This is a genomic window from Cupriavidus sp. 05N40, from assembly GCF_056397305.1.
Genome location: NZ_JBFTND010000021.1, coordinates 29412 through 49006, shown reverse-complemented (window position 1 = coordinate 49006; position 19595 = coordinate 29412). Strand labels below are relative to the sequence as shown.

Here is a 19595-nt window from a genome sequence, read left to right as displayed (position 1 = left end):
AGCAGCCCACCCAACGCCATCCGCTGTCGCACCTGGTGGCCGAGGGCCGCTTTGCGTTCGTGGAACAACCGGGCGCCTAGGCGTCGAAGGCTCCTCCCAGGAAGCCGGCATGAACGACAAAGGYCGCCAGCATTGCTGGCGGCCTTTGTCGTTCATGCCCCGAGCCGGGCTTAGAAGTCCAGCCCGCCCGGCAGCGCCGGTGCGGCATCCGCCTTGGGCAGCTCGATCACCGCCGCATCCGTGGTCAGGATCAGGCCGGCCACCGAGGCCGCATTCTGCAGCGCGGTGCGGGTTACCTTGGTCGGATCGACCACGCCGCCTTCCACCAGATCGCCGTATTCGCCGGTGGCCGCGTTGTAGCCGAAGTTGCCTGCCCCCTCGGCCACGCGCGCCACCACCACGCTCGCCTCTTCGCCAGCGTTGGTGACGATCTGCCGCAGCGGCTCCTCCAGCGCACGCAGCACGATCTTGATGCCGGCCTGCTGGTCGGGATTCGCGCCGGTCACGTCCTTGACCGCCTGGCGCGCGCGGATCAGCGCCACGCCGCCGCCGGCGACGATGCCTTCCTCAACCGCGGCGCGGGTGGCATGCAGCGCGTCTTCCACACGGGCCTTCTTTTCCCTGACCTCGACCTCGGTGGCACCGCCCACCTTGAGCACGGCCACGCCGCCGGCAAGCTTGGCCACTCGCTCCTGCAGCTTCTCGCGGTCGTAGTCGGAGGTGGCTTCGTCGATCTGGGTGCGGATGCGCTTGACGCGCGCCTGGATCTGATCGGCATCACCTGCACCGTCGATGATGGTCGTGTTCTCCTTGCCGATCTCCACGCGCGCGGCCTGGCCCAGCTGCTCCAGCGAGACCTTCTCCAGCGACAGGCCCACTTCCTCGGCCACCACCTGCCCGTTGGTGAGGATGGCGATGTCCTCCAGCAGCGCCTTGCGGCGGTCGCCGAAGCCCGGCGCCTTGACTGCGGCAGCCTTCAGGATGCCGCGGATGTTATTGACCACCAGCGTGGCCAGCGCCTCGCCTTCCACGTCCTCGGCGATGATCAGCAGCGGGCGGCCGGCCTTGGCCACCTGCTCCAGCACCGGCAGCAGGTCGCGGATGCTGGAGATCTTCTTGTCCACCAGCAGCAAGAAGGGCTGCTCCAGCACCACTACCTGCTTCTCCGGGTTGTTGATGAAGTATGGCGACAGGTAGCCGCGGTCGAACTGCATGCCCTCCACCACTTCCAGCTCGTCGGCCAGCGACTTCCCGTCTTCCACGGTGATCACGCCTTCCTTGCCTACACGGTCGATGGCTTCGGCGATGCGCTCGCCGATGGCGCTCTCGCCGTTGGCCGAGATGGTGCCCACCTGGGCGATCTCGCGGCTGGTGGTGGTGGGCTTGCTGATGCGGCGCAGCTCCTCGATGGCCACCGCCACCGCCTTGTCGATGCCGCGCTTCAGGTCCTGCGGGTTCAGCCCCGCCGCCACATACTTGACGCCTTCGCGCACGATGGCCTGGGCCAGCACGGTGGCGGTGGTAGTGCCATCGCCGGCGTTGTCGCTAGTGCGCGAGGCCACTTCCTTGACCAGTTGCGCACCCACGTTCTGCAGTCTGTCCTGCAACTCGATTTCCTTGGCCACGGACACGCCGTCCTTGGTCACCGTGGGGCTGCCAAAGCTGCGCTCCAGTACCACGTTGCGGCCCTTTGGGCCCAACGTCACCTTCACTGCGTTGGCAAGGATGTTGACGCCCTCCACCACCTTGGCCCGTGCCACGTCGCTGAACACTACGTCTTTTGCTGCCATTGCTATTGGTCCTGTGTCTTTGTCTGGTTGATCTTGATTGTTCGTGTCGCGGTACTTCAGCGCTCGACCACGGCGACGACGTCTTCCTCGCGCAGCACCAGCAGTTCCTCTCCGTCCACCTTGACGCCCTGGCCGGCGTACTTGCCGAACAGCACGCGATCGCCCAGGCGCAGGTCCGGCGTGATGCGTTCGCCGGCCTCGTTGCGGCGGCCGGGGCCGACGGCGACGACTTCGCCCTGGTCGGGCTTCTCGGCGGCACTGTCAGGAATCACGATGCCGGATGCGGTGCGGGTCTCGTTGTCGGACCGTTTGACGAGGACACGATCGTGCAGGGGACGAAGGCTCATGCTGGCTCCAGGGAAATGAAATGCAGGGAGTGGTAACAGGTCGAATCGGATCGAATCGAATCGGCAGATGAGCACACCGCGGTGACACCGCGATGTTTGCAATCAGCACTCAATGCCGGTGAGTGCTGAGTATAAAAACGATGCCGCGCACGGCCAACTGCTTGTTTCGCATTTCCATAGTCACGCGGCTTACGAGCCGGATCGCTCGCATTGTCGCCAGGTTTTTTTGCCCGCTTCACCGCCGCCAGACCGGTGGAACCCGCACGGGCCGCCGTGGCCGTCCGCTAACGCGAATGTTGAAATGCCGTTGTGGGTTGCGGATTCAACCGGTCAACGCAACAGCTTGATGGAATCGCTCCGCCGAGCAGCCTCTTTAAACCCCAAACATTCACGTCTAATCTGCCTGTCTTTTGCCAGATACATTACGAAATCCGGGGGGTATTCGTTGCCGGGAATCAATGCTGTAATTCTCCGCGGGTATATTGCGAATCAATCTAAATTAAAAAAACAAAATTTCAGGGAAAACATGCGAGCCATCACCATCGCTCTTGTTTATGCGAGCAGCCTTTTTGCAGGCTGCGCGTCCATCGTAAGCGGCACCAACCAGGTGGTTTCCGTGGAAACCCGTGACAATGATCAGCCGCATGCCGGTGCGAAATGCAAGCTGACCAATAGCAAGGGGACTTACTACGTCACCACTCCGGGCACGGTCACCATCAATAGAGCCTATGGCGATATCAACGTGCGGTGCGACAAGGACGGGCAAGAGCCGGGCCTGGCCACAGTGAAGTCGACGACAAAAGCCATGGCCTTCGGGAACATACTATTCGGTGGAGGTGGCGCGATTGGCGTCGCCGTGGACACCGCCTCGGGCGCGGCTTATGACTACCCTGAAGTCATCCTGGTACGCATGGGTGAAAACTCGATTGTCAGCATTCCGACAACGGGTGGTGGACTAGCGCACGTCGAAGCCTCTCTTCCCGCGGCCACCGGCTATGCTGACGCTGCCAATGTCGATGCCGTGCCCTATATGCGCGCACGCAAAGGCTACGCAACCTATCGTGAACGCAAGGCACCTAAAGCATTCGTGCTGGCCGATGGCGGACACTATGCCTTCTGGACCAACAACTCGAACGCCATCGACAAAGCCATGGCACGCTGCCGGGAAATGCGCTTCACCAATTGCCGCCTCTACGCCTATGACGACGTCGTAGTCTGGCCGCACGGGGTCGCTATCACACGAGAAGACCCGCCAGAAGGTGAATCCAGAAACAAAGTACTAAGCCGCTCTGGTACGCAGCCGTAACCGGAATCGCGCGCCAACCGTTTCCGCTCCGGCAAATCAAGCATCCTTGGGAGGAGAAAAAAACATGGAGATTTGTCGGGTCGAACTTGTCGAATGGATCGAAAACGCCGACGGACCACTGGGTTGGCTGAGTCCGTCGTCGGACAGTTTCGACCTTCGAGCCTCGAGAGACTCCTCGCATGATCAAGATTCGAGCGACAGGGTAGGAGACCGATGATCGCTTACGTCTCGAAACCGACCTTCAGGATTCGGTCCAAGGATGTATCAGATGGGTTGGGGCTTCAACCGCTCACTGGCAATGCGCTGATTAGCGAGCCTGCCCCCGAACTCATTGTGTAACATTGGAGCGAACACGACTTCACCATCTCAAGGCCTCTGAGCGCTGAAGAATCGCGGCGCAGCGTCGTGAGCGAGCTTCGCCTCACACGCTTTGTTACTTCAACTGCCTGCGGCTACGAAACGTCTTCGGACGCTGCCGTTGCTGCCCGAACATACGAAGCTCGAAAGCACCGTCGGCTTGGACACGATATATGCCTTCTGATTTTCCTACCAGCCTGCAGTTCGATGGCATCGCAGAGTTCGTGGCGGTAGCGCGACTGGGTTCCTTTACTTCTGCGGCCGACGAGCTTGGCCTGACGAAGTCCGCAGTCGCTCGCGCGGTTTCGCGCCTTGAGGCACGACTTGATGCGAAGTTACTTCACCGCACGACGCGTCGTCTTACGCTGACGTCCCATGGCGAAGCGTGGCTAGAACATTGCGCGGCCGCGCTGGATGAACTACAACGAGGCGAGGACATTCTGAAGGTCGCGCAGAACAGCCCGGCAGGTCAGGTTCGAATCGACCTCCCGACCGCGTTCGGCCGGCTATACGTGATGCCGGTCTTGCTCGAGGTGGCGGCCCGATGTCCTGCCTTGCAACTCAACGTCAGTTTCACCGACCGGCTGGTCGATCTGATCGATGAGGGCATCGATCTCGCAGTGCGTATTGGCGAACCAGGCGACTCTACCGATCTGGTCGCTCGAAGGCTGGGCGTGCAACAAATAGTCATTTGTGGATCGCCGGCGTATGTCGCTGCGCGTGGCGCGCCCCAGCATGCGGCCGACCTTGCCCGTCACGATTGCATTGCCAGCTGGAATTCCCCGCGTCGCATGGCCTGGTTGCTCAAACAGCCTGACGGCTCAGTCGTTCCGCATACCGTACCGATCAAGCATAGGGTGTGCGACTTCGAGATGGTGCTGGCGGCGATCAAGTCGGGACATGGGCTCGGTCAGCTCCCGCTATGGATGGCACAGGATGACATCAGAAGCGGCCATCTTGTCACCGTGCTCGACAGGATGTCGGGCAGCGAGGTGCCAATCAACCTGTTGTGGGCCCGGACACCCGCGTTGCCGGCGAAGGTTCGCGTTATCGTCGATGCCCTGCTCGACCGCGCGCGTCAATTTCCGGTAGCGGCGCCCGGGCGATAAGCCGCTTACCTCGTGTGACCGAAGTTGACGAGCCACGCCACGCTCCAGCGGTCGGACAACGGCGAATCCCTGTCTGCTCGCCGCGTTCACCAGATTGCGGGAAGGAACTTCAGGGCGGGAGATACGACGTGGTCCTACTCGTAGACCCCGTAGTCCGTGTAGCCCCGGGCTCCCGCCGTATAGAACGTATCCTCATCCCATTCATTGAGCGGCCAGCCGTTGCGCAGGCGCTTGATCAGGTCGGGATTCGCGATGAAGGGCTTTCCGATCGCAATCAGATCAGCCTCTCCCGAATCGACAGCTGCCTGTCCACTATCCCGCAGATAGCCGCCGGCGAGGATCACGGGTCCCCGAAAGGCGCCGCGGAACGCCCGTAGAAAATGTTCGGGAATGGCGACGTCGTCGGCCCATCGGGTCTGGTCGCTGATGTGCACATAGGCGATGCCGCGCGCCGAAAGCTCGGACGCAAGCGTCAGGTACGTCTCGGCCTCGTCATCGAAAGCCGGCATTTCGTTGTAGCGGCCAAAGGGCGACAGGCGGATGCCAGTACGCTCGCCACCGATGGCGTTGACGACCGCATCGACCGTCTCAAGCGTGAAGCGAAGACGATTCCCGATCGAGCCGCCGTACCGGTCGTCGCGGGTGTTAAGCGCTCCATTGATGAACTGATCATGAAGATAACCGTTGGCACCGTGGATCTCGATGCCGTCGAATCCACCTTCGCGAGCATTGCGCGAGGCCTGGGCAAACTCGCCGACGATCTGGGACACCTCCTCAGTGCGCAACGCGCGAGGCCTGCCTTGCAACAGAAAGGCCGGTTGGCCATTTTCGTCGAACGCCATCGAAATCGCTTTCGTCGCCCCAGTGTCGGTGGAGCTGACTGTGCGCTGGCGATTCGGCTGATGTGAAACGTGACTTGCGCGGCCACCATGCCTGATCTGCCCGAAGATCACCCCGCCATGATCATGAACCGCTCCGGTTACATGGCGCCAGGCTTTGATCTGGGCCGGGGTGTACRGGCCGGGCTCGAACGCCCAGGTGCGAGCCCATTCGCTGATGGAGATGCTGCCAGTGACAATGAGACCGGCGCCCGCGCGCTGCGCAAAATAGCGGGCCGTGTCGAGCTGCGGCGCCCAGTCCGCGTTGCGCGCGCGCGAGCGCTCCATTGGTGCCATGACAACACGGTTCTTGAGGCGAAACGGTCCAAGATCGTACGGATCGAACAAAGAAGACATAGAGTTGGCTCATTTGAAGTAGTCCAGAACGTGCTCACTCTAGGCCGGTCGATGCAAATGAATAACGGCCCGCGCCTCGACTCAGAGTTGCGTCGGAAGCGACAATGCCGTGGGTGTTTGCGCCTGGCCGACACGATGGCCGAGTGGCTGATCCGGGTGTCAAGGCAGTCCCTCTCGAACGGGCGTAGCGCTGCGGTACAGGTCAACTCGAGCGTGACAGGTCGGAGACAGGACGAAGTGCGCCGAAGGCGATGGCCACCTCGTACTTCCGCCCTGGCCATTCCCAGCTTACTCATCGCAGAAGTAGCAGCTCAGCTCACCCTCAATCCGACCTATACTACGATCGTCGTTTCACTGCAGGATGAACTATGGAATACGCTCCCAGCATCAGCCAGCTCGCCGGCCTGCTGGCGGACCCGGGGCGCGCCGCCATGCTGTGGGCCCTGATGGACGGCAGCGCGCGGCCCGCGGGCGAACTTGCCGCCATTGCCGGCCTCTCGGCTTCGTCCACCAGCGGTCACCTCGCGCGCCTGAGCGAAGGAGGCCTGCTGGCGGTGCAGACGCGCGGGCGCAATCGCTACTATCGCCTCGCCACGCCGGAGATCGGCGTGGCCATCGAAGCGCTGGCCAGCGCGTCGCTGGCCAGCCGTCCGACGCGCGCGCGCGCAGTGCCCACGTCGCGTACCGCGCCGGCGGCGCTGCGCCAGGCCCGCACCTGCTACGACCACCTGGCCGGCGAGCTTGCCGTCGCCCTGTTCGAGCGCATGGCGCGCGCCAGCTGGATCGCGGTGGCCGGCAATGCGGTGGAGCTCACCGCGAGCGGAACGCAAGGCATGGCGCAACTTGGCATCGACCTGGAGATGGCCAGGCGCAAGCGCCGCCAGTTCGCCTGCACCTGCCCCGACTGGAGCGAGCGCAAGCCCCATCTCGGCGGCGCGCTCGGCGCCGCGCTGCTGCAAAGCCTGATGGACCAGCGGTGGATCGAACCCACGTCGGCCTCGCGCGCCCTGCGCGTGACACCGCTGGGCCAGCGCGAGATCTGGCGCATCGCCGGCTGAGCCCCGGCGAGCCACCGGGCCAATGATTCTTCCGACCACACCAAGACCGCAGCAAAGGAGGTAGATGCGATGAGCGATGGACTGACTGACGAAGCGCGCGAGACACTCTGGCGCCTGATCGAACTGATCAACCTCGGCGACGCGGCCATGGCCGAGAAACAGCAAAAGCTGTTCGACGAGGCGCTCGCCAACGCCGACGACGCGGACGAGATCGCAGGCCAGGAACTGCTGTGGCTGCTCAAGGACGTGATCGACTGGGAATCCGGCTTCTATGTCGACTGGAAGGATTGCGCGTCCTTTATCAGTTGCCTGGACGAACTGTGCGCACGGCTGGACATCGAGATCGACTGGGGCGTCGAGGATCCGGAGGACGAGGACTTCCTCGAGAAGGCCACCGTTCCCGAACTGATGGAGCTGGCGACCGAGCAATTGCGGATGGCGGGCATCACGCTGTGGAACTGGAATACCGATGGGGATGCCTATGCCGGATGGATTGCCCGCGGCGAGGATGACGAGGAGATGACGAGCGCGGCGGAAATGCTCGGGCTCGATATCCGCGCCGGAGATCAGCCGTACTGAGGGCTCACCCCTTGGGCGGCGACAGCCGGGGATCGATCCGGCCCAGCGTATCCTCCAGCACATCGAGGAACACACGCACACTGGCCGGCATCAGCTTGCGCGCCGGCATCAGCACGAACACCTTCAGCGGTGATGTCGTATAGGCGGGCAACACCCGCACCACCCGCCCCTGATCGAGCTCGTCCTGTACGTAACGCGGCGACAGGCGCGCCACGCCCAGCCCGTCCAGCGCGGCCTTGAGGCGGAGCTCCGCACTCTGCGTGCGCATGCGCGGCTCCACCGGCAGGCTCGCGACCTCGCTGCCGTCACGCAGGAACTCCCAGCGGCGGTCTTCGGCATTGCCCAGTATGGGCCAGCAGACCAGGTCCTGCGGCGTGCGGGGCAGGCCACGCGCGCGGATCAGCGAGGGCGACGCAAAGAAGCCCCGTTCGATCAGCACCACGCGCTTGCTGGCGAACGAGCTGTCGTGCAGGCCGGTATCGGTCATGACGAAGGCCAGGTCGTAGCCGCGCTCGACGAGATCAGGCTGGTCCCAGGTCACGTCCACTTCCACGCGCAGCTCGGGATGCAGGCGCAACAGCCGCGTGATGACGGGCGACAGGTGCAGCGAGCCCACTTCGTAGGGCGTGGAGATGCGCAGCGTGCCACTGACCTGTTCGCTGACGGATGCGGCCTCGGCGCTGATCTCGCGCAACTCGGAGAAGAGCGGCGCGACGCGGTCGTAGAGCTGCTGGCCGCGCTCGGTCACGCGCACGCGGCGCGTGGTGCGCTCGAACAGGCGTACGCCGAGCTGCACTTCGAGCCGCGCCACGGCGGCACTGGCGGAGGATTTCGGCACGTCGGCCAGTTCTGCGCCCCGGGTGAAGCCGGCACCCTCCACCACCCGGCAGAAAATCTCCCAGTCCTTCCATTCGATCGTCTTCATGCGTCGTTCCTGTCGCCTCGTCGCGCACCTGCCGGCGCCGGAGCCATTGTCCCACAGGGCGAACAATGGCATGGGCGGCGGGCAGTGTCCGCGGAGGGGAAGAAACACCCCCGGCAAAAAATGCCTTGATAATTTACAACGTAAATATACACTGTAAATCATCGCTGCCCGGCACACCGGCCGGCCAGGCTCGTGAATCACTTTGCCGCGCTTTGCTGCGTATCCACCCCGTATCCGCGCCACCCGAACCATGGCAAAAAACCTGACCCAGGACGAAATCGACGCTTTCAAGGCACGCCTTTGCGCAGTGGCCGAACGGCGCTTCGCCGAAGGCGGCGTGGCCAGCGTCAGCATGCGCCAGCTCGCGGATGAACTGGGCTGCAGCCCGATGACGCCGTACCGCTATTTCCGCGACAAGGACGACATCCTGGCCGCAGTGCGCACCGCGGCATTCGATCGCTTCGCCGCCGCGCTGGAGGCCGCCGGCGCGGGCGCCAGCGCCGCCGAGCCGCGCGACCGGGCGCGCGCGGTAGGCCAGGCTTACCTGGATTTCGCCTTCGCCGAGCCCAATGCCTACCGGCTGATGTTCGAACTGACCCAGCCGGGCGATGCGCGCTATCCGGAACTGGAGCGCGCCGGGTCGCGGGCGCGCCGCACCATGAGCGCCCACCTGGAAGGCATGGCCGAGCGCGGCCTGATCCACGGCGACCCGCATGTGCTGAGCTACGTGATCTGGGCCTCGATCCACGGCCTGGTGATGTTGCGCCTGGCCGGCAAGCTGCCGGACGAACCCGGCTACCGCGTCATCCACGCCGAGATGATGCGCCTGCTGGGACAAGGCATGCGCATGCCGGTGGCCGGCCCGGCCAGCGCGCCCGCCGCGCACACGCCGGCCGCCACATCCGAAGCCGCCCCCGAAGCCGCCCCCGAAGCCAAACCCGAAGCCAAACCCCAAGCCAAACCCCAAGCCACCCCCACCGCCGAACCGGAACCGGCCCGGCAGCAGACCAGGAAAAGGAGCACGACATGAGCAAGCCGTTCCCGCCTTCGCCCTATCTCAGCGGCAATTTCGCCCCCATCCTGATGGAGTGCGACGCGCCCGACCTGCCAGTGCTGGGCGAATTGCCGCGCGCGCTGCGCGGCACGCTCTACCGCAACGGACCCAACCCGCAGTTCGCGCCGCGCGATGCCTTCTACCACTGGTTCATCGGCGACGGCATGGTGCATGCCTTCCATATCGAGGACGGGCGCGTGCGCTACCGCAACCGCTGGGTGCGCACCAACAAGTTCCAGCGCGAACAGGCCGCCGGCGGCGCCCTGTTCGGCAGCTGGGGCAATCCGGCCACCACCGACCCCGCGGTGGCGGGCCAGAACGACGGCGTGGCCAACACCAATATCCTGTGGCATGGCGCGCGCCTGCTGGCACTGGAAGAAGCCGACCTGCCGGTGGAGCTGGACCGCGAGACGCTGGCCACGCGCGGCGACGTGGACTACGGCGGCAAGCTGACGGGTCCCATGACCGCGCACCCCAAGGTGGACCCGGTCACCGGCGAGATGGTGTTCTTCGCCTACTCGGCCGACGGCCCCTTCACGCCCTCCCTGCGCTACGGCGTGGTGGACCGTGCCGGCCAGCTCCAGCGCCTGGAACGCTTCGAGGCGCCATATCCGAGCATGGTCCACGATTTCATGGTGACGCAGAACCACGTGCTGTTTCCCATCCTGCCGGTGACCGGCAGCATGGAGCGCGCCATGCGCGGCGAACCGGCCTATGCGTGGGAGCCGGAGAAGGGCTCGCATATCGGCATCATGCCGCGCCAGGGCGGCGTGGCCAGGATGCGCTGGTTCCGCGGCGAAGCGTGCTACGTCTTCCACGTGATGAATGCATGGGAATCCGGCAACAGGATCATCGCCGACGTGATGCAGTACGACACCGCACCGCTGTTCAACCCCAACGCCGACGGCGCACGCGCGCGCTTGTGCCGCTGGACCTTCGACATGGCCGGCAACTCGGACACCTTCACGCGCGAATACCTGGACGACATGGCGGGCGAGTTCCCGCGCTTCGACGAGCGCTTCGCCACCCTGCCCTACCGCCACGGCTACTTCGCGTTTCGCCAGCACGAAAGCAGCGCGCGGGGCAGCTATGACGGCCTGGCCCATATCGACCTGCGCAGCGGCAAGCGCACGGTGCACGTGCTCGACGAGGGCGACGCGGTCTCCGAGCCGGTATTCGTGCCGCGCGCGGCCGACAGCGCCGAAGGCGACGGCTGGCTGATCGCCACGGTCTTCCGCGGCGCGGAGAACCGCAGCGACATGGTGGTCTACGAGGCCGGCGCCATCGCCGACGGCCCGGTGGCCACGGTGCAGTTGTCGCACCGCGTCCCGTTCGGCTTCCACGGCAACTGGCTCGGCGCCGACTGAACCGCCGCCGCGCCTGCGGACACTTTCATTGCCACGCGGCCGGGCAACCATCGGGCCGCAAGATCCCCAAGGAGAACAGCATGGGAATTCTGACTGGTTTCGCCCCGTTCATCGCCTTCTTCATCGCCACGCGCCGCGTCTCGCCACTGGCGGGACTGGCCGCCGCCCTCGCGGTCTCGCTGTTCCTGTGCGCACGCATGTGGCKGCGGGGCGAATCGCTCAAGGTGCTGGAGCTTGGCACGCTGGTGCTGTTCGGGCTGCTGCTGGCCTATACGCTGGTGGCCGCGCCAAGCTGGACGATAGCCACGGTGCGGCTGGCGGTCGATGGCGGCCTGCTGGCCATCATCGTGATCTCGCTGGCGATCGGCAAGCCGTTCACGCTGCAATATGCGCGCGAACGGGTCGCGCCGGAGCTGTGGGACTCGCCCCGCTTCCTGGCGGTGAACCGCCACATCACGCTGGTGTGGGCGGTGGCCCTGGCCGTGCTGGTGGCCGCCGACGCGGCCGCCGAGTATGTGAGCGCGATCCCGCTGTGGGTCGACGTGGCGGTCAGCCTGGCCGCCATGGGCGGCGCGGTGCTCTTCACCATCCGCTACCCGCAGGCGGTGCGCCGCGCGGCCGAAGCGGCAGCGGCGAGCCAGCCGCAACGCTAGGCGAGCCCGGGACGGCGGAGCCCGCCCTTTCCTTTTGCCGGTTCGGCGCGCCGCGCTCAGTGCTCGAACATGATCACCGAGCGCGCGAGTTCGCCGCGGCGCAGTTCGTCGAAGGCTTCGTTGATGTTCTCCAGCGGCATGCGGCGCGAGATCAGTTCGTCCAGCCTGAGCTTGCCCGAGAGGTAGAAGTCCACCAGCCGCGGCATGTCCACCGGGAAGCGGTTGGAACCCATCATCGAGCCCTGGATGCGCTTCTCGGCCAGGAAATCGGTGCCCTTGATCTCGATCTTCACGCCCGGCGCGATCATGCCGATCACGGTGGCGGTGCCGCCCCGGCGCAGCATCGAGAAGGCCTGCTCGGCGGTCTGCTTGAGGCCGATGGCCTCGAAGGCGTGATGCACGCCGCCGCGCGTGAGCGCGCGCACGGCTTCCACCGCATCGGTATCCGCCGCGTTGACCACGTCGGTCGCGCCGAACTGTTTCGCCAGCTCCAGCTTGCCCGGCACGCGGTCGATTGCGATGATGCGGCCCGCGCCGGCGATGGCCGCCCCGTTGATGGTGGCCAGGCCGATGCCGCCGCAGCCGATCACGGCCACGGTCTCGCCGGGCTGCACGCGCGCGGTATGCACCACCGCGCCCACGCCGGTGGTCACGGCGCAGCCGATCAGCGCGGCGCGGTCCAGCGGCATCTCGGGGCGGATCGCCACCAGCGCATGCTCATGGATCAGCATCTGCTCGGCGAAGGCCGACAGGTTGAGGAACTGGTTCATCGGCGCGCCTTTGGCCAGCAGGCGCGGCTCCTCGCCCTCGCGGCGCCTGGTGTCGGGCTCCACGCATAGCGACAAGTGGCCGGTCAGGCAGTGCTCGCAATGGCCGCAATAGGCCGACAGGCAGGTGATCACATGATCGCCGGGCTTGACCGTGCGCACCTCCGAACCCACCTGCTCGACAATGCCGGCGGCCTCGTGGCCCAGCACCACCGGCGTGGGGAAGGGATAGGCGCCGTCCAGGAAATGCAGGTCCGAATGGCACACGCCCACCGCGGCCGTGCGCAGCAGCACCTCGCGCGGGCCGGGCTTGCCGATGGCGACGTCTTCGATCACGAGCGGGGTCTTGGGTTGATGCATGACGGCGGCTTTCATGGGTCTCCTCGTTGTCCGACAGGGTTCGAATGCGCATGCGGCGCCTCGCGCAGCAAGGGCTACCATACAGCCGAAACGGGATTCGGTGAAGCCGTCCGGCCGGCCCTCGTCAGGTGGCAGAGGCGGCAGGGGTCGCCGCTGCCGCTGTGGCGGGCGTCGCGGCTGCGGCCGCGGCCGCAGCCGCCTCGCCGCGCTGGCGGTGATACTGCCGCAGGATCTGCTGCCCGACCGACAGGCGCGAGGCCACCGGCACCGGGAAGCGCACCAGCGCGTCGAGCTTGTCCGCGGCCACGGCCTCGAACAGCACGCGCGGCTCGAACTGCGAGAGATCGAGGAAGCGCGAGCCGCCGTACTCCTGCAGGCTGTGCCGGGCCTCGGCCAGGAACGGCGCGCAGACCTGCTCGGTGATGGCGATCAGGTCGGCCTCGACGCGGTCCGGGTCGCATTTCTCCGGCAACGGCAGTCGCAGGGTATCCAGCGTGTACTTGCCGGCTTGCGAATGGTTGCGCACGGCCGAGGTCAGCAGCGTGCTGTTGGGGATCTGCACCGTGGACCCGGTGAACTGCCGCGTGCCGGCGATCTCCACCAGCGTGGTGGTGAGCGCGTCCATGTCCACCACCTCGCCGGAATATGGCCCGATCTCCACGATGTCGCCGAGCTGGAACGGGCGCGCCATCATGCGCAGGAAGGCGCCCAGGAAACACATCACCAGTTCCTTGCCGCCGATCACCAGCGCCACCGCGAAGGCGGTCAGCGAGATCGCCACGCTCTTGAGCTCGGACACCCAGATGCCGAGCAGCAGCAGGAACACCACCGCCGCGACCGCGTTGCGCGAGGCCACCGTCCAGGTGCGGTAGCTGCCGCGGTTGTCCTTGTCGGCGAGCTGGCGCGACTGGAAGAAGCGGTTGACGAACTTCACCGCCACCATGCCGGCGAGCACGATGGCAAGGCTCAGCCCGATGTGCAGCAGATAACTATCGTTGAAGGGCAGGGTCATGAGGATTAGTCCGAATACGGCTTGGCAGCGCTGCCGGCAGGGCCGCGCCTGCGCGAAGTCAAACCCCGATTCTAGCCATGCTGCAATGCACGATCGCAAAACATGGCTTCCCGCGCGCGACCCGGCACGCACGGAACCATGCCCCATCGCGGTGCGCGACCGCTTCCGCCGCGCCGCGTTTTCTCTTATGATGCCGCCGTATGTACCAGCCGGTGAATGTATTGCATGCCTGTACGCGGCATGCCAGCCGGGCTGGGTCGCACGCCGGCACCGCCGGCGAATGCGGGCGGTGCCGGCAGGCCCGGCCCTCCTGCCCCAACCCCTCTCGCCCATGACCATCGAGCCTCCCGCCACCGGCACCGCTCCGCCCGCCCTGCGCCGCACCTTGCGCGCGCGCCACCTCACCATGATCGCGATCGGCGGCTCGATCGGCACCGGCCTGTTCGTCGCCTCCGGGGCCACCATCGCGCAGGCGGGCCCGGGCGGCGCGCTGGCGGCGTATGTGCTGATCGGCGCCATGGTGTACTTCCTCATGACCAGCCTGGGCGAGCTGGCGGCCTATATGCCGGTGTCGGGCTCGTTCGCCACCTACGGCGCGCTCTACGTGGACGAAGGCTTCGGCTTCGCGCTGGGCTGGAACTACTGGTACAACTGGGCGGTGACCATCGCGGTGGAGCTGGCGGCGGCGCAACTGGTGATGCTGTACTGGTTCCCCGATACGCCCGGCCTGCTGTGGAGCGCGCTGTTCCTTGGCGTGATGTTCCTGCTCAATGCCATCTCGGTGCGCGGCTTCGGCGAGGCCGAATACTGGTGCGCGCTGGTCAAGGTGGTGACGGTGATCGCCTTTATCGTCATTGGCGTGCTGATGATCTTCGGCATCCTGCGCGGCGACGGCGGTGGCCTGCCGGTCGGCCTGCAGAACCTGACCGCGGGCGATGCGCCCTTCGTCGGCGGGCTGCCCGCCATGATCGGCGTGGCCATGATCGCCGGCTTCTCGTTCCAGGGCACGGAGCTGATCGGCGTGGCCGCGGGCGAATCGGCCGATCCGGCGAAGAACATCCCGCGCGCCGTGCGCCAGGTGTTCTGGCGCATCCTGCTGTTCTACGTGCTGGCGATCCTGATCATCGGCATCCTGATTCCCTACACCGACCCGAGCCTGCTCAAGAACGACGTGGAAACGGTGGGCGTGAGCCCGTTCACGCTGGTGTTCCGCCATGCGGGCCTCGCCTTCGCCGCCGGGGTGATGAATGCGGTGATCCTGACGGCGGTGGTGTCCGCCGGCAACTCCGGCATGTACGCCTCCACCCGCATGCTCTACAACCTCGCCACCGAAGGCCGCGCGCCGCGCATCTTCGCGCGGCTCACGCGCAACGGCGTGCCGCTGGCGGCGCTGCTGGCCACCACCGCGGTGGGCGCGCTGTGCTTCCTGACCTCGCTGTTCGAGAGCAAGTCGGTCTACCTGTGGCTGCTCAACCTGTCGGGCATGACGGGCTTCATCGCCTGGCTGGGCATTGCGGTGAGCCACTACCGCTTCCGCCGCGGCTTCGTGGCACAGGGGCTGGACCTGTCGCGCCTGCCTTATCGCTCGCCATTTTTCCCGTACGGCCCGCTGTTCGCCTTCGGGCTGTGCCTGGTCGTCACGCTGGGGCAGAACTACCAGGCCTTCACCGACGGCAAGATCGACTGGGTGGCGGTGACCGCCACCTATATCGGCATCCCGATCTTCCTCGCGATCTGGCTGGGCTATCGCATCGTGCGCAAGACGCATTTCGTACGCTATGCCGACATGAAATTCCCGCCGCTGCCACCTGCGCGAAGCGAGGCGGGCGGCCCCGCCCTTCCCGCTGCGGCGACGGCCGAATAAAGAGCACCAAGCAGTCATCCTGAGAGCCCATAAGAAAACCAAAGCGCTGTACCACAACAACAAGGAGAGTTGATTTGAAACACGCAATCCACAAGAGCCTGCTGGCGCTGGCCGCCGGCCTCGCGCTGTCGGCCCACGCCGCGCCMAGCCTGGTCGAATCCGTGCAGGGCTACACGCTGAAGAACGACCAGGTCGCCAGCTTCACCGGCCTTGTGTTCGACCAGGGCAAGGTGCTGGCCACCGGTGACGCCGCCGCGTTGCGTGCGCAGTATCCCGATGCGAAGCGCATCGACGGCCAGGGCAAGACCTTGCTGCCGGGCCTGATCGACGCGCACGGCCATGTGTTCCGCCTGGGCTTCAAGACCACCGAGATCTCGCTGTCGGAAACCAGGGACCTGCAGGAAGCGCAAGGCATCATCCGCGCCTATGGCGTCAGCAACCCGCAACGCAAGTGGTTGCTGGGCTATGGCTGGAACCAGGTCAACTGGAAGCTGGGCCGCTTTCCCACCGCGGCCGAACTGGACGCCGCCGTCTCCGACCGCCCCGCGCGCCTGGTGCGCGTGGATGGCCACGCCGCGTGGCTCAATACCAGGGCGATGCAGGCCGCCGGCATCACGCGCGACACCAAGGACCCGGCAGGCGGGCGCATCGAGCGCGACGCCAACGGCAATCCCACCGGCGTGCTGGTCGACAAGGCGATGGCGCTGGTCAACAACGTGATCCCGCCTTACTCCGACGACGACCGCCGCGCCGCGCTGGCCGCCGCGCTCGCGCATATGAACGCGCTCGGCCTGACCGCGGCGGGCGACGCTGGCGTGACCGCGCAGGAGGACCGCATCTACCGCGAGTTCGCCGACCAGGGCAAGCTGACCACGCGCATCTACGGCATGATCCGCGACACCGGCGACGACTTCAAGGCGCTCTCGGCCAAGGGCCCGCTCTCGGGCTATGGCAACGACCGCTACTACCTGCGCGCCGTCAAGCTGTACGGCGACGGCGCGCTGGGCAGCCGCGGCGCGGCCCTGATGGCGCCCTACTCGGACGACCACGTGCACAGCGGCCTGCTGTTCATGAGCGACGCCGCCATGCAGGCAGCCGTCAAGACCGCCATCAAGGCCGGCTACCAGGTCAATGTGCACGCCATCGGCGATGCCACCAACCACCAGGTGCTGGACGCGCTCGAAGTGGCCTACAAGGAAGTCGGCGGCCGCGAACTGCGCAACCGCATCGAGCACGCGCAAGTCGTGTCGCTGCCGGACATCCCGCGCTTCAAGAAGCTCGACCTGATCGCCTCGATGCAGCCCACCCATGCGACCAGCGACATGAACATGGCCGAGGACCGCATCGGCCAGGAACGCATCAAGGGCGCCTATGCGTGGCAGACCATGCTCAGGCAAGGCACGGTGATCGCCGGCGGCTCGGACTTCCCGGTGGAATCCGCCAACCCCTTCTACGGCCTGCACGCTGCGGTGACGCGCACGGACCACCAGGGCCGCCCGATCAAGGGCTGGCACCCGGAAGAAGCGATGACGCTGACCCAGGCCTTCCGCGCCTTCACGCTGGACGCCGCCTACGCGGAACACCAGGAGAAGACGCTGGGCTCGCTGGAGCCGGGCAAGTGGGCCGATTTCATCCTGGTCGACCAGGACCTGTTCAAGGTCGCGCCGGGCGAGATCTGGAAGACCCGCGTGCTGCAGACGTGGGTGGCCGGCGAACGCGTCTACGCACAAGGCGAACGGCGCTGAGCCAGGCCTGAATCACCGGGGCGGGCCGCCGCCCCGGAAAGACCCTGCGGCCCGGCAGGGTTCTGCAGACCGGTGATCCGTGCAAGAATACGGCCTATTGCACCGCAGCAGCGCTGCGGCGGCAACGTCCCCTGACGCAATCGCCCGGGAAATCGTTTCACGATGCCACCCGGGCGGCCAGACACAGGAGAAGCCACGCCCATGTACCACGGAGAACGCTTCAACGGTTACAGCCACCTCGCCGGCGCCGTCCTCGCGGCCGCCGGCACGGCCGTCCTCGTTACCTCCTCCGCCCTGTACCACGATGCCTGGAAGGTCGTCAGCTCGGTGGTCTACGGCAGCACGCTGGTGTTCCTCTACACCATCTCCACGCTCTACCACAGCCTGCGCGGCCGCCCCAAGGACGTGCTGCGGCGGCTGGACTACTGCGCCATCTACCTGCTGATCGCCGGCAGCTACACGCCGTTCGCGCTGGTGACGCTGCGCGGGCCGTGGGGCTGGACGCTGTTCGGGGTGAACTGGGGGCTGGCGCTGATCGGCATTGCGCAGGAGTTGTGGATCGGCAAGCGCACGCGCATCTTCTCGCTGCTGATCTACGTTCTGATGGGATGGCTGGTGCTGTTCGCGTTCGGGCCGCTGGTGGCGGCGCTGCCGGCCGCGGGCCTGTACTGGCTGGTGGCCGGCGGCGCGCTCTACACGGCGGGCATCGGCTTCTTCCTGTTCGACGAGAAGGTGCGCCATTTCCACGGGATCTGGCACCTGTTCGTGCTGGCGGGCAGCGCCTGCCAGTTCGCGAGCATTTTCTGGTACGTGGGATAGGCGCCGGCGGCGCCATCCTCACCGCACGGCGCCCGTCTCCCGCATGCTTTCGATCTCGGCTTCGCCGTAGCCATATTCGGCCAGCAGCTCGCGCGTGTGTTCGCCCAGGCCTGGCGCGGGCCGCACGTATTGCGCGGGCGTCTCCGACAACTGCACCGGCAACCCCAGCGTCTTGATCGCGCCGGCCACCGCATGCTGCTGCTCGACCACCATGCCGCGCGCCAGCGTYTGCGGGTGGGCGAGCGCCTCGCCGATCGAATGCACCGGCCCCGCCGGCACTCCCGCGCGGTCGAACTCGGCCAGCCAGTGCGCCGACGGCCGGCCGCAGAGGATCCCGGCCATGGCAGGCAGCAGGCTGTCGCGGTGGCGCATGCGGTCGGCATTCAGGCGGTAGCGCGGGTCGTCCAGCCACTCGGGCTTGCCCAGCACCTGCGCGATGCGTTCCCAGTTTTTCTCGTTGGCGCCGCCGACGATGATATGGCCGTCCTGCGTCGGGAAGGCCTGGTAAGGCGTGGCGAGGATATGCGCCGAGCCGCTCGGCCCCGGCGATTCGCCGGTGGCGAAATGGATGGCGGCGTGCCAGTAGAGCTGCTGCAGGCCGGCCTCGATCAGCGAGGTTTCGACCACCTGGCCGCGTCCGGTCTTCTGCTTGTGCTGGCAGGCGGCGAGGATGCCGAAGGCGGCCAGGATGCCGGCGTTGATATCGGCGATGGAGTTGCCGGTGCGCAGCGGCGGCCCGCCCTCCTCGCCCGTGATGCTCATCAGGCCGGCGAAGCCCTGCGCGATCAGATCGAAGCCGCCCTTGTCCGCGGCGGGGCCGCTGCGCCCGTAGCCGGAGATGGCGCAGTAGATCAGGCCCGGGTTATGCCGCGAGAGCGTGTCGTAGCCGAGGCCGAGCTTTTCCATCGTGCCCTTGCGGAAGTTCTCGATCACCACGTCGGCATCTTTCACCATGCGCAGGAAGACCTCGCGGCCCTCGGGCTGCTTCAGGTCCAGCGCAATGGCGCGCTTGTTGCGGTTGAGCATCAGGAAGGGCGCGGAGACACCGTTGATCTGCGGCTCGCGGTAGCCGCGCGCGTCATCGCCGCCGTCGGTCTTCTCGATCTTGATCACCTCGGCGCCGAGATCGGCCAGCATCATGCCGCAGGTGGGGCCGGCCATGATCTGCGCCAGCTCCAGCACGCGCATGCCGGAAAGAGCGCCGGGGCGGGGAAATGCGTTGGTATCCTGCATCGCGGGTGCGCTCCG

General features: G+C 66.2%; 17 protein-coding genes. 10 read left to right on the top strand and 7 right to left on the bottom strand.

The features are described from left to right. Positions 1 to 170: 170 nt before the first annotated feature. A complete protein-coding gene (gene groL, locus AC1DO7_RS07450; RefSeq protein ID WP_441611879.1) occupies positions 171 to 1790 on the bottom strand; it encodes a chaperonin GroEL in 1620 nt (539 codons plus the stop codon). 56 nt (positions 1791 to 1846) lie between these two features. Next, positions 1847 to 2137, bottom strand: a complete 291-nt coding sequence (locus AC1DO7_RS07445) for a co-chaperone GroES (RefSeq protein WP_441611878.1) — start codon at positions 2135 to 2137, stop codon at positions 1847 to 1849. A 112-nt stretch (positions 2138 to 2249) separates the two neighbouring features. Between AC1DO7_RS07445 and AC1DO7_RS07440 the strand changes: the two genes are divergently transcribed. Both AC1DO7_RS07440 and AC1DO7_RS07435 read left to right on the top strand, forming a co-directional pair. Next, positions 2250 to 3443 carry a hypothetical protein gene (locus AC1DO7_RS07440; protein WP_441611877.1) on the top strand — a complete coding sequence of 398 codons (1194 nt, stop codon included), beginning with the start codon at positions 2250 to 2252 and terminating at the stop codon, positions 3441 to 3443. A 530-nt stretch (positions 3444 to 3973) separates the two neighbouring features. Beyond that, positions 3974 to 4909: a LysR family transcriptional regulator gene (locus AC1DO7_RS07435; protein ID WP_441611876.1), complete on the top strand. Its 936-nt coding sequence runs from the start codon at positions 3974 to 3976 to the stop codon at positions 4907 to 4909. A gap of 134 nt (positions 4910 to 5043) precedes the next feature. Here the strand turns inward: AC1DO7_RS07435 and AC1DO7_RS07430 are convergent, their stop codons facing one another. Next, complete coding sequence (locus tag AC1DO7_RS07430; RefSeq protein WP_477115952.1) at positions 5044 to 6144, bottom strand: alkene reductase; 1101 nt, start codon at positions 6142 to 6144, stop codon at positions 5044 to 5046. A 368-nt stretch (positions 6145 to 6512) separates the two neighbouring features. Here AC1DO7_RS07430 and AC1DO7_RS07425 point away from each other — a divergent pair, with 368 nt between their 5' ends. Beyond that, complete coding sequence (locus AC1DO7_RS07425; RefSeq protein ID WP_441611874.1) at positions 6513 to 7202, top strand: ArsR/SmtB family transcription factor; 690 nt, start codon at positions 6513 to 6515, stop codon at positions 7200 to 7202. 69 nt (positions 7203 to 7271) lie between these two features. Next, positions 7272 to 7781 (top strand): DUF6630 family protein, encoded by a 510-nt coding sequence (locus tag AC1DO7_RS07420; RefSeq protein ID WP_441611873.1) that lies wholly within the window; start codon positions 7272 to 7274, stop codon positions 7779 to 7781. 4 nt (positions 7782 to 7785) lie between these two features. On the opposite strand, the gene AC1DO7_RS07415 is transcribed toward AC1DO7_RS07420, so the two are convergent. Next, positions 7786 to 8706 carry a LysR family transcriptional regulator gene (locus AC1DO7_RS07415; protein WP_441611872.1) on the bottom strand — a complete coding sequence of 307 codons (921 nt, stop codon included), beginning with the start codon at positions 8704 to 8706 and terminating at the stop codon, positions 7786 to 7788. A 250-nt stretch (positions 8707 to 8956) separates the two neighbouring features. Between AC1DO7_RS07415 and AC1DO7_RS07410 the strand changes: the two genes are divergently transcribed. The 3 genes from AC1DO7_RS07410 (at position 8957) to AC1DO7_RS07400 (ending at position 11780) form a co-directional block, all read left to right on the top strand. After that, the gene (locus AC1DO7_RS07410) at positions 8957 to 9736 is read left to right on the top strand and encodes a TetR/AcrR family transcriptional regulator (RefSeq protein ID WP_441611871.1); all 780 of its coding nucleotides are present in this window, start codon (positions 8957 to 8959) and stop codon (positions 9734 to 9736) included. Beyond that, positions 9733 to 11127, top strand: coding sequence for a carotenoid oxygenase family protein (locus AC1DO7_RS07405; RefSeq protein WP_441611870.1), 1395 nt, complete (start codon positions 9733 to 9735; stop codon positions 11125 to 11127). The genes AC1DO7_RS07410 and AC1DO7_RS07405 overlap by 4 nt, the downstream gene beginning before the upstream one ends. Before the next feature lie 80 nt (positions 11128 to 11207). Then, entirely contained in the window at positions 11208 to 11780 is a 573-nt protein-coding gene (locus AC1DO7_RS07400) for a hypothetical protein (protein WP_477115951.1), read from the top strand. Positions 11781 to 11836: 56 nt separating this feature from the next. Here AC1DO7_RS07400 and AC1DO7_RS07395 read toward each other — a convergent pair whose 3' ends face one another. Together AC1DO7_RS07395 and AC1DO7_RS07390 are read right to left on the bottom strand one after the other, a co-directional pair. Next, positions 11837 to 12922, bottom strand: coding sequence for a Zn-dependent alcohol dehydrogenase (locus AC1DO7_RS07395; protein ID WP_441611868.1), 1086 nt, complete (start codon positions 12920 to 12922; stop codon positions 11837 to 11839). 109 nt (positions 12923 to 13031) lie between these two features. Further along, a complete protein-coding gene (locus tag AC1DO7_RS07390) occupies positions 13032 to 13919 on the bottom strand; it encodes a mechanosensitive ion channel family protein (RefSeq protein WP_441611867.1) in 888 nt (295 codons plus the stop codon). 331 nt (positions 13920 to 14250) lie between these two features. On the opposite strand from AC1DO7_RS07390, the gene AC1DO7_RS07385 reads away from it, so the two are divergent. The 3 genes from AC1DO7_RS07385 to trhA all read left to right on the top strand — a co-directional run bounded on the left by AC1DO7_RS07385 (position 14251) and on the right by trhA (position 18347). Further along, the gene (locus AC1DO7_RS07385) at positions 14251 to 15783 is read left to right on the top strand and encodes an amino acid permease (protein WP_441611866.1); all 1533 of its coding nucleotides are present in this window, start codon (positions 14251 to 14253) and stop codon (positions 15781 to 15783) included. 74 nt (positions 15784 to 15857) lie between these two features. Beyond that, positions 15858 to 17528 carry an amidohydrolase gene (locus AC1DO7_RS07380; RefSeq protein ID WP_441611865.1) on the top strand — a complete coding sequence of 557 codons (1671 nt, stop codon included), beginning with the start codon at positions 15858 to 15860 and terminating at the stop codon, positions 17526 to 17528. Positions 17529 to 17729: 201 nt separating this feature from the next. Beyond that, on the top strand, positions 17730 to 18347 hold the full coding sequence (trhA, locus tag AC1DO7_RS07375; RefSeq protein ID WP_441611863.1) for a PAQR family membrane homeostasis protein TrhA: 618 nt from the start codon (positions 17730 to 17732) through the stop codon (positions 18345 to 18347). Positions 18348 to 18365: 18 nt separating this feature from the next. On the opposite strand, the gene AC1DO7_RS07370 is transcribed toward trhA, so the two are convergent. Beyond that, positions 18366 to 19580 (bottom strand): CaiB/BaiF CoA transferase family protein, encoded by a 1215-nt coding sequence (locus AC1DO7_RS07370; RefSeq protein ID WP_441611862.1) that lies wholly within the window; start codon positions 19578 to 19580, stop codon positions 18366 to 18368. Positions 19581 to 19595: the final 15 nt, after the last annotated feature.